The following is a 14927-nucleotide window of genomic DNA, read 5'->3' as shown; positions in this document are numbered from 1 at the left end:
CGCTACAGGCGGCCGTACCGGGTGATCGACCACACCCGAAATACGGAAGTCTGCGCCGGTGCCCGCCCGTAGCCTTGACCCATGCAGAAGACACTCCGGCCCGCGGGTCCCGCGCGCCCGTCCGCCGCCGAGGCGAACGAGGCAATCCGGCACCTCGTGGAAACGCGGGTGGACGGCGAGTGGCCCTCGGACGCCTACGAGTTCCTGTTGGAGGAGTGGGCCACGGCCCACGCCGGGGCGACCTCGGCCCAGTAGCCGGGCCACGCCGCACCCACCCCTCGCGCGCCGCGCGGGCTCAGTGCCCGCGCCGCCACGGCCCGGTGACGGCCAACATGATGCCCGGGTCCTGGAGGTTGGCGTACAGGGTGCGGCCGTCCGGGGAGAAGCACACCCCGGTGAACTCCGAGTACTCGGGTTCCTCGGCCGATCCGATGTTCAGCTCGTTGCGCGCCAACGGATAGGTGCGGCCCGATTCCGTGGCGCCGAACAGGTGCTGGAGACCGCTGCCGTCCTCCGCCATGACCAGCCCGCCGTACGGCGACACGGTGATGTTGTCGGGGCCGTCGTATCCGCCGCCGGTCGACGGGTCGGCGTTCACCCCGATGAGGACGGTCAGTCGGATCGTCCGCCGCTTGGGGTCGTAGAACCACACCTGGCCGTCGTGCGCGGCGCCCGGGCTCTCCTCCCGTGCGTACGAGGAGACGAAGTAGGCCCCGCCGTCGGCCCACCACATGCCTTCCAGCTTGCGTCCCCGGGTGATGGCGCCGTCGGCGAACTGCTTGCGCACCGGTACCGTCCGGGCGTCGCGGTCGGCGATCGGCGCCCAGTCGACCCCGTACACCGTGCCGATCCGGGTCGCCCGCGAGAGGTCGTCGACGAAGCGGCCCGAGCTGTCGAAGCACTTGGCGGCGGCGAGGACTCCGGCGTCGTCGGCGAGCGTGCGCAGTTTGCCGCGCCCGTGCCGGAATCCGTGCGGCGGGGTCCAGCGGTAGAGCAGTCCGTTGGGGCCGGAGGCGTCCTCGGTGAGGTAGGCGTGGCCCTGGCGCGGGTCGATGACCACGGCCTCGTGGTCGTACCGACCGAAGGCCTTGATCGGGCGCGGGTCGCGGTTGGCCCGCCGGTCGCACGGGTCGACCTCGAAGACGTAGCCGTGGTCCTTGGTCATGCCGTTCCTGCCGGCCAGGTCGGAGTTCTCCTCGCAGGTCAGCCAGGTGTCCCAGGGGGTCGAGCCGCCCGCGCAGTTGGTGGAGGTGCCGGCGATGCCCACCCATTCGGCGACCTCTCCGCCGCGCCGGACCTCGACGACCGTGCAGCCGCCCGCGGCGGCCGGGTCGTAGACGAGCCCCTCGGCGAGCGGGACGGGGTGCATCCAGCCCGTGCGCGGGCCCTTCATCTCGTGGTTGTTCACCAGGAGGGTGACCCCCCGGTGCCCCGCGAAGGCGGCCGTGCCGTCGTGGTGGGAGGGAGTGCTCTCTCCGGTTTCGAGGGTGGTGACGCCGCAGTGGGTGATCACCCGGTAGGTGAACCCGGCCGGTAGCGCGAGGATTCCGGCGGGGTCCGGGAGGAGCGGGCCGTACCCGGGGCCGGTCGGGCGGCCCTGCTCGTCGTGCCGCGTTCCGTCACCGGCCGCCAGGGCCCCGGGGGCGGTGGCGAGCGCGCCGACCGTTCCGGTCAGGGCGACGCCCGCCCCGGCGAGGGCGGTGCGGGTGGTGAAGTCTCTACGACTGAGGGGCATCGGGTCTCCAGGGGTGGGGAGGTGGTGCGCCTGACGTACGGTCGTCGGCGCACACGCTCCCGCCCGTACGTGAACGGCCGCTGAACTACCCAGAAATGCGGAGCGTCCCCTTGAGAGGGCCCGGAATGGCGCACTCCGACCAGGGGAACGGCCTGTTGTGGATCCCCGACGCGTCGCCGGACGCGTCCCCCGGTCGAAGTGGCCCGTAGGCGGGCCCGGCGGGTCAGTGCCGGTGGGAGCGGGCCTTGAACGCGGCCTTGCGGGCCTCCTTGGCCGCCTTCTTGTCCGGGTGCAGTCGGCCCATGGCCTCCAGGACGTACGCCGTCGCCGGGTGCTCGGTCCGCCAGACCTGGTCGAAGAAGCCCGTGTGGTGTTCCGTCAACGACTGCATCAGCAGCGGCAGTTCCTCCGTCTCGCCGTCGGCGGCGAGCTGTGCCGCGATCGTGTCGACGGTCAGCCAGAACACCATGGTCCCGTCCGGCGCCGGTACGTCGGCCGCGCCGCGTTCGGCCAGCCAGACCCGGGCGAGCCCACCGAGTTCCGCGTCGTCCAGCACGGCCCGGACGGCCTCCTCGGCCTCCGGTCCGGCGGGGGCGAGCGCCTGCTGGCAGCGCAGCCGGCGCAGCGGGCCGCCCTCGTCCACCCCGCGGGCCGCCGCGAGGAGTTCGGCGACCGCCGCGGGCAGGTCGCGACCGGCCAGCCAGTGCTCCATCTCGGCCTGGGCGGCGCTCTCCGGGTAGAAGGAGACCGTGTCGAGGAGGGTGTCCGCGCCCTTGTCGGTGAGTTCCCCGATCGCCGGGGCCTCGACCCCGGCCTCCAGCATGCGGGCGCGCACGCCGTACAGGCCGAGCGGGGTCAGTCGGACCATGCCGTACCGGGAGACGTCCTCGTCATCGTCGTCCCACCCACCGGATTCCGCCGCCGTGCCGGGGGCGTCGGTGTCCCCGGTCGCGGGGAACTCCTCGGCTTCCACCATCAGGGCCTCGTCGACGGGCCGGAACTCGACCAGTCCGATCGGCTCCAACTGACGGAACTGGTCGTCGAGGCGCATCATCGCGTCCGACACCTGCTCCAGGACGGCGTCGCTGGGGTCACCCATGTCGTCGGGGACGATCATCGACGCGGCGAGCACGGGAAGCGGAACCGGCGCCTCGCCCGCGCCGCCCTCGGCGACGCTGAGCAGGTAGAGGTTGGCGAGGACGCCGTCGAGGAAGTCGGCCTCGCGCTGCGGGTTCCAGTCCAGCCGGTCGAAGTCGATCTCGCCGCCCGCGTCCATGGCGTCCACGAGGTCGTCCAGGTCGGGCACGGCGGCGTCCGCGAGGACGGTGTCCAGGGCCGCCAACCACAGGTCGAGCACGTCGCCGGGGGCCCCGCCGGCCAGCAGGGCGAGGTCCTCTCCCGGGGCGGCGGTGCCGTACTCGGGCTCCGCGTCCTCCGCGCCGTCGCCGGTGTCCTCCTCGGGTTCGGTCACGTCGACCAGCCCGGTGTCCACGGCCACCCGCCAGGCCTGACTCGCGTGGACCGGCCCGTCCTCGTCGGCGGGGTCGAGGCCGAGCACGGCGGCGGCCTCGGGCAGTTGCTCGGCGACGAGCTCACCGCCGACGTCGACGCGGGTGTCGGGCCCGGCCCAGCGGGCGAGCCGGACGGCACGGGCGAACAGCGGGGCGACGAGGGCGTCGCGGGCCAGCTCCGCATCGGAGTGCAGCCGTACCGGCGGCAGCGTGGGGTGCGGCTCTGCGGACATGGGGTGGTTCTCCTCGGACACGACGGGACGTGGGGCGTTGAAGCGGTGGTGCGTTGAAGCGGAATGGGTGGGGCCGGGGGCGGCGGGGTGTTGCGGCGACGGGACGGGGACGGGTGGCGACGGAGCGGCGGCCCGACGGGACGAACCGCCCGGACGCGCCCCCGCAGGGGCCCGTTCCGGAGCCGGTGCCGGGCCGTCAGGCCTCGTACGGCGACCCAGCGTAGACGCAATTCGGGCAGCTCCGGGGGGCCATCGCCTTTGGTTCATCCCACAGTCGACCGCTGTATCCCCTGGAGGCCTTGACAACGTCGATGGTCACCCAGGAAATTGACGCGCGTAGATGTATCGGGACCCTCAGGGTTCACCCTCCACCTCCTCCACACACCGGAGTTCCCGCCCATGCGCTCCTCGCATCCCCGTTCCGCCGCCGTCGCGGCCCTCGTCGCCACCGCGCTGGCCACCGGCCTGCTCGTCGGTACCGCCGACGCGGCCGAAGGCGCCGTGTCCGCCGATCCGATACGCATTCACGACATCCAGGGCACGACCCGGATATCCCCGCTCAACGGCAAGGCCGTCGCCGACGTCGAGGGCATCGTCACGGGCGTGCGCACGTACGGTTCGCGGGGCTTCTGGATCCAGGATCCGGACGCCGACGACGACGCCGCGACCAGCGAGGGCGTCTTCGTCTTCACCAGTTCGGTCCCGACCGTCGCGGTCGGCGACGCGGTCAAGGTCTCGGGCACGGTCGGCGAGTACGTCCCCGGTGGCGTCAACTCCGGCAACCAGTCGGCCACCCAGATCTCGAAGCCGACGGTCACCGTGGTCTCCTCGGGCAACGCCCTGCCCCAGGCCACCGCCATCAACGAGTACACGGTCCCCGCCGAGTACGCGCCGGCCGGCGACGCCGCCGCCGGCGGCAGCATCAACGGCCTGGCCCTGGACCCCTCGCGCTACGCGCTCGACTTCTACGAGTCGCTGGAGGGCATGAACGTCAAGATCGGCACCTCCCGCGTCGTCGGCGCCACCGACCCGTACTCCGAGCTCTGGGTCACGGTGAAGGGATGGGAGAACGCCGCCAAGCGCGGCGGGACGATCTACGGCTCGTACGAGTCCCAGAACACCGGCCGCCTCCAGATCCAGCAGCTCGCGCCCGTCGCGCAGCAGCCCTTCCCGGTCGCCAACGTCGGCGACAAGCTGACCGGCACCACCGAGGGCCCCCTGGACTTCAACCAGTTCGGCGGCTACACGCTGGTGGCGCGCACCCTGGGCACCGTCAAGGCGGGCACCCTCGCCCCCGAGAAGACCAAGGCGCAGGCGGCGAACGAGCTCGCGGTGGCCACGTACAACGTCGAGAACCTCGACCCGACCGACCCGCAGGAGAAGTTCGACGCGCTGGCCAAGGCCGTCGTGGAGAACCTCGCCTCCCCGGACATCCTGGCCCTGGAGGAGATCCAGGACGACAACGGCGCGAAGAACGACGGCGTGGTCACGGCCGAGCAGACGCTGACGAAGTTCACGGCGGCCATCGCGGCGGCCGGCGGCCCGGCCTACCAGTGGCGGACCGTCAACCCGGAGAACAACAAGGACGGCGGCGAGCCCGGCGGCAACATCCGTCAGGTGTTCCTCTTCAACCCGGCGCGGGTCTCCTTCACCGAGCGCGCCCAGGGCGACGCGGTGACGGCCACCGGCGTGACCACGGTGAACGGCAAGGCCGCGCTGACCCGCTCCCCCGGCCGCGTCGACCCGGCGAACCCCGCGTGGGCCGACAGCCGCAAGCCGCTCGCGGGCGAGTTCTCCTTCAAGGGCAAGCCGGTCATCGTGATCGCGAACCACTTCGGTTCGAAGGGCGGCGACGAGGGCCTGACCTCGCACCACCAGCCCCCGGTGCGCTCCTCGGAGGCCAAGCGCCTGCTCCAGGCCCAGGCGGTGAACGGTTTCGTCAAGGACGTCCTGGCGGCGCAGAAGAACGCCAACGTGCTCGTCCTCGGTGACATCAACGACTTCGAGTTCTCGGCGACGACGGACGCCCTCGCGGACGGTGGCGCGCTGTACCCGGCGATCAAGTCGCTGCCGAAGGCGGAACGGTACTCCTACGTGTACCAGGGCAACGCGCAGGTGCTGGACCAGATCCTGACCAGCCCGGCGATCAAGAACTTCACGTACGACAGCGTGCACATCAACGCGGAGTTCGCGGCGCAGAACAGCGACCACGACCCGCAGGTGCTGCGCTTCCGTCCGTAGTTCCCACGGACCGCAGGGGGCCCGGGCGCCGTCCCGCCCGGGCCCCCTGCCCGCGTTCCGGGGTGGGAACGGCGGCGGCGGGCGGGTGCGTCACGGTGGGCGTCCCGGGACAACCAGGGACTTTCGGCACTGGCGTGAGCCTCGCCACATCCTTCCCGAATGGGCCGGTTGTGGTGGTTGAGTATGCGCACGCCCGATCTTCCACCCGTATTCGTACCGGCTCGTCCCGCTCGCACCCCGCGGAGGACCGCGTGTTCCCCTCCATCTCACCCGCCCAGGAAATCGGCCTCGCGATCCTGTTCGTGGCCGCGCTCGTGTGGATCATCGGCCTCGGCCACATGCTGTGGGACAGCCGCTTCCACCACCCCGAGCCGGCCGCCCACGAGGGGCTGTCGGTCATCCCGGCCCAGCGCGGTCCGCAGTCGCACCCGATGGAATCGGTGGAGCTGACCGAGGCGGAGCAGGAGGCCTTCGCCGGCCTGGTCCGCACGATCCCGCTGCGCTGACGCCCTCCCCGCGACCCGGCCGGGCCCTGCCCCGGGCGCACCGGACGAGCGAACGGAGCCCCCACCCGGTCGGGTGGGGGCTCCGCGCGTACCGGCCCGCGAGGGTCAGTTGTGGCTGTGCAGGACCTCGTTGAGGCCGCCCCAGGCCGCCTTGTACGGGCGGGCCTCGACGGCACCGGTCACCGAGTTGCGGCGGAAGAGGATGTTGTTGGCGCCGGACAGTTCCAGGGCCTTGACGATCTGGCCGTCCGGCAGGGTGACGCGGGTGCCCGCGGTCACGTAGAGGCCCGCCTCGACGACGCACTCGTCGCCCAGCGCGATGCCGACGCCGGCCTCGGCGCCGATCAGGGTGCGCTCGCCGATGGAGATGATCTGCTTGCCGCCGCCCGAGAGGGTGCCCATCGTGGACGCGCCGCCGCCGATGTCGGAGCCGTCGCCGACGACGACGCCCGCGGAGATGCGGCCCTCGACCATGGAGGTGCCGAGGGTGCCGGCGTTGAAGTTGACGAAGCCCTCGTGCATGACGGTGGTGCCCTCGGCGAGGTGCGCGCCGAGGCGGACGCGGTCCGCGTCGGCGATCCGCACGCCCTTGGGGGCGACGTAGTCGGTCATGCGCGGGAACTTGTCGATCGAGGTGACCTGGAGGTGCAGGCCCTCGGCGCGGGCGTTCAGGCGGACGGTCTCGACCTGGTCGACGGCGACCGGGCCCAGCGAGGTCCAGGCGACGTTGGTCAGCAGGCCGAAGACGCCGTCCAGGTTCTGGCCGTGCGGCTTGACCAGGCGGTGGCTCAGCAGGTGCAGGCGCAGGTACGCGTCGTGGGCGTCGAGCGGCTTGTCCTCCAGGGAGGCGATCACCGTGCGGACGGCTACGACCTCGACACCGCGGACCGCGTCCGAGCGGATGGCCTTGGCCGCGGCGGCGCCGAGCAGCTCCACGGCGCGCTCGGCGGTGAGGCGCTCGGTTCCGGCCGGGCCGGGCTCGGAGACCAGCTCGGGGGCGGGGAACCAGGTGTCGAGGACGGTGCCGTCGGCGGTGAGGGTGGCAAGTCCGGCGGCGACGGCGCCGGTGGTACGCGTAGCAGTCATGCCCGAAACCTAACCGGCGACGGCCCGCGGTCGCGAACCGGTCTCATGTGACGGTCGCGCGGCGCGTCGGGCCTGCCACAGCCAGAGCCCGATGACGACCGCGCCGGCGCCGCCCGCCAGCGCGGCGCACAGGGGCCACAGCAGCCCGGGAGCGGCCTCGTGGACGGCTCCGCCGGCGGAGGGCCCGATGACGACGCCGCAGACCGAGACCCCCGCGTACAGGCTCTGGAACCGACCGGCGGCGTGCTCGGGGGCCTGGTCGGCGACGTAGGCGGTGGCGGTGGTCTTGTAGAGGATCTCGCCGAGGCTCAGCAGCACCATCATCGCGATGGCGGTCGCCGCCCCGGCGCCCGCGATCAGTACCGCGTACCCGGCTCCGACGAGGACGAGTCCGGTGCCGATGACCGCGAGCGGCGGCCGGTCGCGCAGGGCGACGGCGGCGGGCAGTTCCAGCAGCAGGACGACGGCTCCGTTGAGGGCGATGACGAGACCGTAGGCGCGCACGTCGAGGCCGTGGTCGGCGAGGAAGACGGGGAAGGTGAAGTACTGCTGCCGGTAGACGACGTCCACCACCATGATCGCCACGAGCAGCACCGGCACGGTGGGGCGGGCCCGCAGTTCCGCGAGGACGCCGCGGCCCAGACCCCCGTCCGGGGCCGCGGCGCCCTTGCGGACGGCGCCCCGGGCGGGTACGGCCCGGGCGGTCCAGAGGGCGAGGAACAGGGTGCCGAGGCCGTCGCCGACGAAGAGCCACTCGTACGAGAGGCCGCTCGCGACCAGGGCGCCCAGCGGCGGGCCGAGGGTGAAACCACCGTTGGCCGCGCAGCGTACGACGGCGAACGCCTGGCGGCGGTTCCCCTCGGGGACGGTGACGGCCACCAGGGCCGCGTTGGCCGCGCGGACCACCCCGGCGGCGTACTGCGCCGCCGGCAGGGCCGCGTACAGCAGCGGGGTGCCGAGCAGCGGGAAGGCCATCAGGGTCAGGCCGCCGAGGGTGGAGGCGACGAGCAGGACGCGGCGGTGGCCGAAGCGGTCCCCGTACCAGCCGCCGGTGAAGTTGCCGGCGACCAGCCCGATGCCCCCGATCCCCGTGACGACGCCCGCCTCGGCGGCGCCGAGGCCGCGGGGGCCGGTCAGGTAGAGGAAGACGAAGACGAATGTGAAGCTGACGACGGCATTGACGAACACCCCCGCGGCCAGCAGCCACACGACCCTCGGTACGTCCTTGAACCCCTGCAGCACACCGTGCCCCCCGAATCCTGAGTAAGTTCCCTTTAGGAACGGACTATGTCAGCATGACAGCCTGGGGTCAACGGACGAAGGAGTACCCATGGCCCAGCGCACGCACCTCGGCGACGCGGACTGTTCCATCGCCCAGGCGCTCGACGTCGTGGGCGACTGGTGGACGCTGCTGATCGTGCGCGACACCGCGCGCGGCCTGCACCGCTTCGACGAGCTTCAGCGCGAACTCGGCATGTCCCGCAAGGTCCTCACCGAGCGGCTGAAGATGCTGGTCGAGGCGGGGGTGCTGACGCGCGAGCCGTACCAGGAGCGCCCGGTGCGGCACGAGTACCGGCTGACCCCGCGCGGACGGGGCCTGCTGCCCGTCCTGGTGGCCCTCCAGGACTGGGGTGACACCTGGGTCCTGGGAGAGGGAGAGATGACGGCGACGACGGAGGAATCCTCCAAGGAGGCGGTACGGGTCCACGCGCTGCGCGGCACCCGACTGCCCGAGCTGCTGCTGCCGGACCGGTTCGGCGAGCTCCGCGACCCGGTCGCGGACACGCCCTTCACCGTCCTGTACTGCTTCCCGGGCGCGTACGCCCGTCCGGAGTCCTACCCGCCCGACTGGGCGGGGATCCCCGGCGCGCGGGGCTGCACGCTGGAGTCGTGCACGTTCCGCGACCAGCTCGCGGAGTTCACCGCGGCCGGCGCCACCGTGCACGGGGTCTCGACCCAGCGCCCCGACGAGCAGCGGGAGTTCGCGGAGCAGGAGAAGCTGCGCTTCCCGCTCCTGTCGGACGCGGGACTCGACCTGGTGACGGCACTGCGGCTGCCGACCTTCCGCGCGGCGGGGGTGACCCGGATCAAGCGGCTGACGCTGCTGGTGGACCGGGACCGGACGGTGCGCGAGGTGTTCCACCCGGTGCGGGACATCGAGGCGAGCGTGGCGGCGGCCCTGGAGGCGGTCCGCGGCGCGTCCTGAGCCCCGGCGCCGGGCCCGCGTCCGGGGTGGGCCCGGCTCAGCGCCCGCCCAGCACCCGGGACAGCACCTCGCGGGCGTACGCCTCGTCGTACGGGGTGTCCGTCAGCATCACCTGCAGGCAGATCCCGTCGACCACGGCCACCAGGGCCCGCGCGGTCACCGGATCGGTGTGCCGCGCGAGGCCGGCGGCGAAGTCCCCGCACCACTGCGCCGCGATCGGCCTCAGCGCCGGCCGGCGCAGGGCGGCCAGGTAGAGCTCGTACTCCAGCTCCGCCCGGCCCCGGTCGGTGGCCAGCAGCTCGCCCAGCAACCGGGCGAGGGCGCCCGCGAGGTCACCGTCCCGTACGTCGGGCACGAGCGCGAACCCGGTGTTCGCCTGCCGCAGGGCGGCGACCAACAGGTCGTCCAGCGTCTTGAAGTGATAGGTCGTCGAGCCCAACGGCACGTCCGCCTCCGCCGCCGCGCTGCGGTGGCTCAGCCCGGCGATGCCCTTGGCCGCCACCACCCGGATCGCGGCGTCGATGATCCGCTGCCGGCGGTCCGGGTCGTAGCGGCGCGTTCCGGCGGGCATCAGTGCGCCGCCCCGCCCAGGTTGAGCAGGACCACCCCGGCGATGATCAGGGCGATCCCGGCGATCTTCGCGACGGTGGCCGCCTCCCCCATGAACACCATGCCGATCGCGGCGATGGCGGCCGTGCCGACGCCGGCCCAGATCGCGTACGCGGTCCCCACCGACATCGACTTCAGCGTCTGGGCCAGCAGCGTGAACGCGACGAGGTAACCCAGCACCGTACCCAGGGAGGGCCACAGCCGGGTGAATCCGTCGCTGTACTTCATGGCGGTGGTGCCGGCGACCTCGGCGGCGATCGCCGCGGCAAGCAGTACGTAGGGCATGCGTACAAGAGTACATATCGATGCGTACACGCGTACACACGAAGGGACGGCCGCCGGGGTAGAGATCAGCGCAGGGTGAACCAGGCGGACCGGGCCTTCTTCCACTCCGGGTGCTCCAGGTCCTTGGCCTCGGTCCCGTCGCCGTACAGGTCGGCGGAGCCGCTGTCGGTGATCAGCTGGACCCGGGCCCCGCGCGCCCGCAGGTCGGGGACGTTCACCACGGCCTCCCAGCCGCCCGGGTCCCCGGTCGGCAGGTCGGCGCGCTTCTTCGGGGCGTGTCCGGCCACCCCGTCCCACTGGTAGAGGGCGTACGGGTCGGAGTTGTCGTCGGCCGCCCAGGAGCCGGCCAGGATCAGGTACTGGTTCGCGGCGTTCTTGCGGATGTCGCGCACCGCGAGCCCGCCGAGGTCCATCTCGATCGGCCGGCCGAACACGGCCCGGGCCCCGTCCGCCACGACCTCGTCGATGTTGGTCACGGGCACGACCAGCGCCTTGCCCCCCGGTACGGCCGGGGCGAGCGGGGCCCGGAAGCCCAGGTAGGCGGTGGTCGTCGAGCCGGGGGCGAACTCCAGGCCCTCCACGTTGAAGCCGTCGATCTGCTTCGGCACCTCGCCGGCCGCCGTACCGGCGGCGAAGCCGTAGCGGTTCCCGTTCGCCGCGTCCCAGGCCACCAGGTCCTCGCGCAGGCCCTTGTAGGCGGACCGGAAGGTGACCTCGGTCGCCGCGCCCGATCCGGTGATCCGCGTGGTGAAGACGGTGTTCCGTTCGGCCTTGTACTTGCCGTCCTTGTTGTTGCCGAGCGAGCCCGTCCAGTAGACGGTGTCGCCGACCCGTGCGGCGCCCTCGATGTCGGCTTCCTTCTTCCACCCCAGGGCGGGGCCGAGGTCCCAGGTCTTCACGGGACCGCCCGAGCGGAACCGGTCGTACAACCGGAGCACGTTGGACTCGTCGTCGGCGACCAGGACGTGCCCGCCGCCCACGTCGACCGCGGCCGAGGCGTCCGAGGAGCCGGTGAGGTAGCGGGTGCCGGCCGCGTCCGCGGTCCGCGCCGAAGCGGCGTAGGAGAGGATCGCCGTGGCGGTCCTCCCGCCGCGGCCGGTGACCTCCAGGGTCAGATCGGTGCGGCCCTGGGCGCGGGCGGTCACCGTGAGCCTGCGGTCGCCGTTCCCCGTGCGCACCTGCCGGACGTCCCCGGCGCGCGCGACGGCCGGGTTGCTGGAGGAGACGACCCTCAGCCGCAGGAAACCGGCCGGTACGCCCTGCTGCTCCACGTCCACCGTGACGGTCGGGTCGCCGACGGCTCCCACCGCCCCGCTCAGGTGCGTCGCGGACAGGGCGATCGTCGGGGCGGTGTGGTCGCGCCCGGGGCCGCCCGCGGCGTGGGCGGACGCGGGCGCGGTGAGCCCGGCAAGGAGCACGGCCGCGGCTCCGGCGGCTCCGGCGGTGCCCCAGCGGCGTCCCGGTGCAAGGCGAAGGGTCACAGGTGTTCCTCTCGTGTGCTGCGTCACTGCGTGACGGCCGTCGAGAAGGTTCGGCCACGGCGGCGAACTCCCGGTGCACGGTGCCCGTCCAGCCGGCGAACAGCCCGCCCGGAGAACAGCGAGGGCCCCCGGCACGACCGTGCCGGGGGCCCTCCTGGGGTGTCCGTCGCTCAGACGTTGAAGCCGAGCGCGCGCAGCTGCTCACGGCCGTCGTCCGTGATCTTGTCCGGGCCCCACGGCGGCATCCAGACCCAGTTGATGCGGAGCTCGTTGACGATGCCCTCCGTCGCCGACTTCGCCTGGTCCTCGATGACGTCGGTCAGCGGGCAGGCCGCGGAGGTCAGCGTCATGTCGAGGGTCGCGATGTTCGCGTCGTCGACGTGGATGCCGTAGATCAGGCCCAGGTTGACGACGTCGATGCCCAGCTCGGGGTCGACCACGTCGTAGAGGGCCTCGCGGACCTCTTCCTCGCTGGCCGGCTTGATCGACGCCTCGGGCGTCGCGTTCTCGGTCATGCCGTCTTCCTCTCCGCGTCGCCCAGTGCCTGGGCGGTCGCGTCCTTCCACGCCATCCAGCTCAGCAGAGCACATTTCACGCGCGCCGGATACTTGGAGACGCCGACGAACGCGACCGCGTCCTCCAGCACCTCCTCCATGGCCTCGTCGGGCTCGATCTGGCCCTTGGACTGCATCAGCTCCAGGAAAACGGCCTGGATCCTCTGCGCGTCCGCCAGCTCCTTGCCGACGAGCAGCTCGTTCAGTACGGAGGCGCTCGCCTGGCTGATGGAGCAGCCCTGGCCCTCGTAGGAGACGTCGGTGAGCGTCTGCCCGTCGTACTTCACGCGCAGCGTGATCTCGTCCCCGCACGTCGGATTGACGTGGTGCACCTCGGCGTCGCCGTCGCGCAGGCCACGCCCGTGCGGGTGCTTGTAGTGGTCCAGGATCAGTTCCTGGTACATCGAATCCAGCTTCACAGCGTCCTCGTCAGCCTCTTGTCGTCCGACTCGTCGTCATCCGAAGAAGTTCCGTACGTGCTCCAGCCCGTCGATCAGCGCGTCGACCTCGGCAGGAGAGGAGTACAGGTAGAAAGACGCCCGCGTCGTCGCGGGAATTCCGTACCGCAGGCAGACCGGACGCGCGCAGTGGTGACCCACGCGGACGGCGATGCCCTGCTCGTCGAGCACCTGGCCGACGTCGTGCGGGTGGATGTCCCCCAGCGTGAACGAGATCGCGGCGCCGCGGTCCTCGGCCGTGGTGGGGCCGATGATCCGCAGGTCGGGCACCTCAAGGAGGCGCTTGACCGCGTACTCGGTGATCGCGTGCTCGTGCGCGGCGATCTTGTCCATGCCGATCGAGGTGAGGTAGTCCACGGCCGCGCCGAGGCCGACGGCCTGCGCGATCGGGGGGGTACCCGCCTCGAACTTGTGGGGGGCCGGGGCGTACGTCGACGAGTGCATCGACACGGTCTCGATCATCTCGCCGCCGCCGAGGAACGGGGGCAGGTCCTCCAGCAGCTCCTGGCGGCCCCACAGCACGCCGATGCCGGTCGGGCCGCACATCTTGTGGCCGGTGAAGGCCACGAAGTCGGCGCCGAGGGCCTGGACGTCCAGCGGCATGTGCGGAGCGGCCTGCGAGGCGTCGATCAGCACCAGCGCGCCGACCTCCTGCGCGCGGCGGACGATGGCCTCGACCGGGTTGACGGTGCCCATGATGTTGGAGACCAGCGTGAAGGAGACGATCTTCGTCTTCTCCGTGATGACCTCTTCGATGTTGGACAGGTCGAGCCGGCCGTCGTCGGTGAGGCCGAACCACTTCAGCTTCGCGCCGGTGCGCTGCGAGAGCAGCTGCCACGGGACGATGTTGGAGTGGTGCTCCATCTCCGTGATGGCGATCTCGGTGTCGTGATCGACCCGGTAGGGCTCGTCGGCCCAGCCGAGCATGTTCGCGACGAGGTTGAGCGACTCCGAGGCGTTCTTGGTGAAGATCACCTCGTTGCGGCTCGGTGCGTTGATGAAGGCGGCGACCTTGTCGCGAGCGCCCTCGTACAGCGCCGTGGCCTCCTCGGCGAGCACGTGCACGCCGCGGTGGACGTTGGCGTTGTGCCGCTCGTAGTACTCGTTCAGCGCGTCGAGCACCTGGCGCGGCTTCTGCGAGGTCGCCGCGTTGTCCAGATAAACGATCTTCTTCCCGTCGTGGACCACACGATCCAGCAGGGGGAAGTCCTTGCGGATCGCCTCGATGTCGAGGAGGCCAGGCAGCTGTGTCACGCGGTCGCGCCACCCTTCACGTACTTGTCGTAGCCCTCGGCTTCCAGCTGGTCCGCGAGCTCGGCGCCGCCGGACTCGGCGATCCGACCGTTCGCGAACACGTGGACGAAGTCGGGCTTGATGTAGCGCAGGATCCGCGTGTAGTGCGTGATCAGCAGGGTGCCGACCTCGCCCGTCTCGCGGACCCGGTTGACGCCCTCCGAGACGATGCGCAGCGCGTCGACGTCCAGGCCGGAGTCGGTCTCGTCGAGGATCGCGATCTTCGGCTTGAGGAGCTCCAGCTGGAGGATCTCGTGGCGCTTCTTCTCACCGCCGGAGAAGCCCTCGTTGACATTGCGCTCGGCGAAGGCCGGGTCCATGTGGAGCTGCTCCATCGCGGACTTGACCTCCTTCACCCAGGTGCGCAGCTTGGGGGCCTCGCCGCGCATGGCGGTGGCGGAGGTGCGCAGGAAGTTGGAGACCGAGACGCCGGGGACCTCGACCGGGTACTGCATGGCGAGGAAGACGCCGGCGCGGGCGCGCTCGTCGACGGACATCTCCAGGACGTCTTCGCCGTCGAGGGTCACGGTGCCACCGGTGATGGTGTACTTCGGGTGACCGGCCAGCGAGTACGCCAGCGTGGACTTGCCGGAGCCGTTGGGGCCCATGATGGCGTGCGTCTCGCCCTGCTTGACCGTGAGGTCGACACCCTTGAGGATCTCGCGGGCGCCGTTCTCGGCCTCGACGGAGACGTGCAGGTCGTGGATTTCAAGCGTTGCCATGGATACC

The 14927-nt window shown here is 71.8% G+C and carries 15 protein-coding genes; 4 read left to right on the top strand and 11 right to left on the bottom strand.

Translation table 11 applies throughout. The annotated features are described in order from the left end of the window. Nucleotides 1-81 precede the first annotated feature (81 nt). Nucleotides 82-255, top strand: coding sequence for a hypothetical protein (locus ACZ58N_RS12435; protein ID WP_471158123.1), 174 nt, complete (start codon nucleotides 82-84; stop codon nucleotides 253-255). Nucleotides 256-295: 40 nt separating this feature from the next. Here the strand turns inward: ACZ58N_RS12435 and ACZ58N_RS12430 are convergent, their stop codons facing one another. Together ACZ58N_RS12430 and ACZ58N_RS12425 are read right to left on the bottom strand one after the other, a co-directional pair. Continuing rightward, nucleotides 296-1735: an alkaline phosphatase PhoX gene (locus ACZ58N_RS12430; protein WP_471158121.1), complete on the bottom strand. Its 1440-nt coding sequence runs from the start codon at nucleotides 1733-1735 to the stop codon at nucleotides 296-298. A gap of 223 nt (nucleotides 1736-1958) precedes the next feature. Further along, nucleotides 1959-3479 carry a hypothetical protein gene (locus ACZ58N_RS12425; RefSeq protein WP_471158119.1) on the bottom strand — a complete coding sequence of 507 codons (1521 nt, stop codon included), beginning with the start codon at nucleotides 3477-3479 and terminating at the stop codon, nucleotides 1959-1961. A gap of 399 nt (nucleotides 3480-3878) precedes the next feature. Here ACZ58N_RS12425 and ACZ58N_RS12420 point away from each other — a divergent pair, with 399 nt between their 5' ends. Then, the gene (locus ACZ58N_RS12420; RefSeq protein ID WP_471158117.1) at nucleotides 3879-5720 is read left to right on the top strand and encodes an endonuclease/exonuclease/phosphatase family protein; all 1842 of its coding nucleotides are present in this window, start codon (nucleotides 3879-3881) and stop codon (nucleotides 5718-5720) included. 251 nt (nucleotides 5721-5971) lie between these two features. Further along, nucleotides 5972-6226, top strand: a complete 255-nt coding sequence (locus ACZ58N_RS12415) for a hypothetical protein (protein ID WP_471158115.1) — start codon at nucleotides 5972-5974, stop codon at nucleotides 6224-6226. Between the two features lie 105 nt (nucleotides 6227-6331). On the opposite strand, the gene dapD is transcribed toward ACZ58N_RS12415, so the two are convergent. Further along, complete coding sequence (gene dapD, locus ACZ58N_RS12410) at nucleotides 6332-7312, bottom strand: 2,3,4,5-tetrahydropyridine-2,6-dicarboxylate N-succinyltransferase (protein ID WP_471158113.1); 981 nt, start codon at nucleotides 7310-7312, stop codon at nucleotides 6332-6334. A gap of 9 nt (nucleotides 7313-7321) precedes the next feature. Further along, entirely contained in the window at nucleotides 7322-8551 is a 1230-nt protein-coding gene (locus ACZ58N_RS12405; RefSeq protein ID WP_471158332.1) for an MFS transporter, read from the bottom strand. Between the two features lie 91 nt (nucleotides 8552-8642). Between ACZ58N_RS12405 and ACZ58N_RS12400 the strand changes: the two genes are divergently transcribed. Then, nucleotides 8643-9518 (top strand): winged helix-turn-helix transcriptional regulator, encoded by an 876-nt coding sequence (locus ACZ58N_RS12400; RefSeq protein WP_471158111.1) that lies wholly within the window; start codon nucleotides 8643-8645, stop codon nucleotides 9516-9518. Between the two features lie 37 nt (nucleotides 9519-9555). On the opposite strand, the gene ACZ58N_RS12395 is transcribed toward ACZ58N_RS12400, so the two are convergent. The 7 genes from ACZ58N_RS12395 to sufC all read right to left on the bottom strand — a co-directional run bounded on the left by ACZ58N_RS12395 (nucleotide 9556) and on the right by sufC (nucleotide 14920). After that, the gene (locus ACZ58N_RS12395; protein ID WP_471158109.1) at nucleotides 9556-10089 is read right to left on the bottom strand and encodes a TetR/AcrR family transcriptional regulator; all 534 of its coding nucleotides are present in this window, start codon (nucleotides 10087-10089) and stop codon (nucleotides 9556-9558) included. Beyond that, a complete protein-coding gene (locus tag ACZ58N_RS12390) occupies nucleotides 10089-10412 on the bottom strand; it encodes a DMT family transporter (RefSeq protein WP_471158107.1) in 324 nt (107 codons plus the stop codon). Before ACZ58N_RS12390 ends, ACZ58N_RS12395 begins: the two co-directional genes overlap by 1 nt. A gap of 65 nt (nucleotides 10413-10477) precedes the next feature. Next, entirely contained in the window at nucleotides 10478-11893 is a 1416-nt protein-coding gene (locus ACZ58N_RS12385) for a DUF3616 domain-containing protein (RefSeq protein ID WP_471158105.1), read from the bottom strand. Nucleotides 11894-12063: 170 nt separating this feature from the next. Continuing rightward, entirely contained in the window at nucleotides 12064-12408 is a 345-nt protein-coding gene (locus ACZ58N_RS12380; RefSeq protein WP_053681645.1) for a metal-sulfur cluster assembly factor, read from the bottom strand. Beyond that, a complete protein-coding gene (gene sufU, locus ACZ58N_RS12375; protein WP_471158103.1) occupies nucleotides 12405-12866 on the bottom strand; it encodes a Fe-S cluster assembly sulfur transfer protein SufU in 462 nt (153 codons plus the stop codon). Before sufU ends, ACZ58N_RS12380 begins: the two co-directional genes overlap by 4 nt. Before the next feature lie 36 nt (nucleotides 12867-12902). Next, nucleotides 12903-14159, bottom strand: coding sequence for a cysteine desulfurase (locus tag ACZ58N_RS12370; protein WP_471158101.1), 1257 nt, complete (start codon nucleotides 14157-14159; stop codon nucleotides 12903-12905). After that, nucleotides 14156-14920 (bottom strand): Fe-S cluster assembly ATPase SufC, encoded by a 765-nt coding sequence (sufC, locus tag ACZ58N_RS12365; RefSeq protein ID WP_471158099.1) that lies wholly within the window; start codon nucleotides 14918-14920, stop codon nucleotides 14156-14158. The genes ACZ58N_RS12370 and sufC overlap by 4 nt, the downstream gene beginning before the upstream one ends. Nucleotides 14921-14927 lie beyond the last annotated feature (7 nt).

The organism is Streptomyces sp. NPDC040432 (assembly GCF_055595445.1).
Note: the sequence above shows the minus strand (reverse complement) of the source record. Positions and strands in the feature narration are given on the sequence as shown.

Excerpts from the sequence above, each read along its gene's own strand:
- dapD (WP_471158113.1), bottom strand. The coding sequence starts at position 7,312 with ATGACTGCTACGCGTACCACCGGCGCCGTCGCCGCCGGACTTGCCACC.
- ACZ58N_RS12420 (WP_471158117.1), top strand. The coding sequence starts at position 3,879 with ATGCGCTCCTCGCATCCCCGTTCCGCCGCCGTCGCGGCCCTCGTCGCC.
- ACZ58N_RS12390 (WP_471158107.1), bottom strand. The coding sequence starts at position 10,412 with ATGCCCTACGTACTGCTTGCCGCGGCGATCGCCGCCGAGGTCGCCGGC.
- sufC (WP_471158099.1), bottom strand. The coding sequence starts at position 14,920 with ATGGCAACGCTTGAAATCCACGACCTGCACGTCTCCGTCGAGGCCGAG.
- ACZ58N_RS12435 (WP_471158123.1), top strand. The coding sequence starts at position 82 with ATGCAGAAGACACTCCGGCCCGCGGGTCCCGCGCGCCCGTCCGCCGCC.
- ACZ58N_RS12395 (WP_471158109.1), bottom strand. The coding sequence starts at position 10,089 with ATGCCCGCCGGAACGCGCCGCTACGACCCGGACCGCCGGCAGCGGATC.
- ACZ58N_RS12430 (WP_471158121.1), bottom strand. The coding sequence starts at position 1,735 with ATGCCCCTCAGTCGTAGAGACTTCACCACCCGCACCGCCCTCGCCGGG.
- ACZ58N_RS12400 (WP_471158111.1), top strand. The coding sequence starts at position 8,643 with ATGGCCCAGCGCACGCACCTCGGCGACGCGGACTGTTCCATCGCCCAG.
- ACZ58N_RS12425 (WP_471158119.1), bottom strand. The coding sequence starts at position 3,479 with ATGTCCGCAGAGCCGCACCCCACGCTGCCGCCGGTACGGCTGCACTCC.
- ACZ58N_RS12380 (WP_053681645.1), bottom strand. The coding sequence starts at position 12,408 with ATGACCGAGAACGCGACGCCCGAGGCGTCGATCAAGCCGGCCAGCGAG.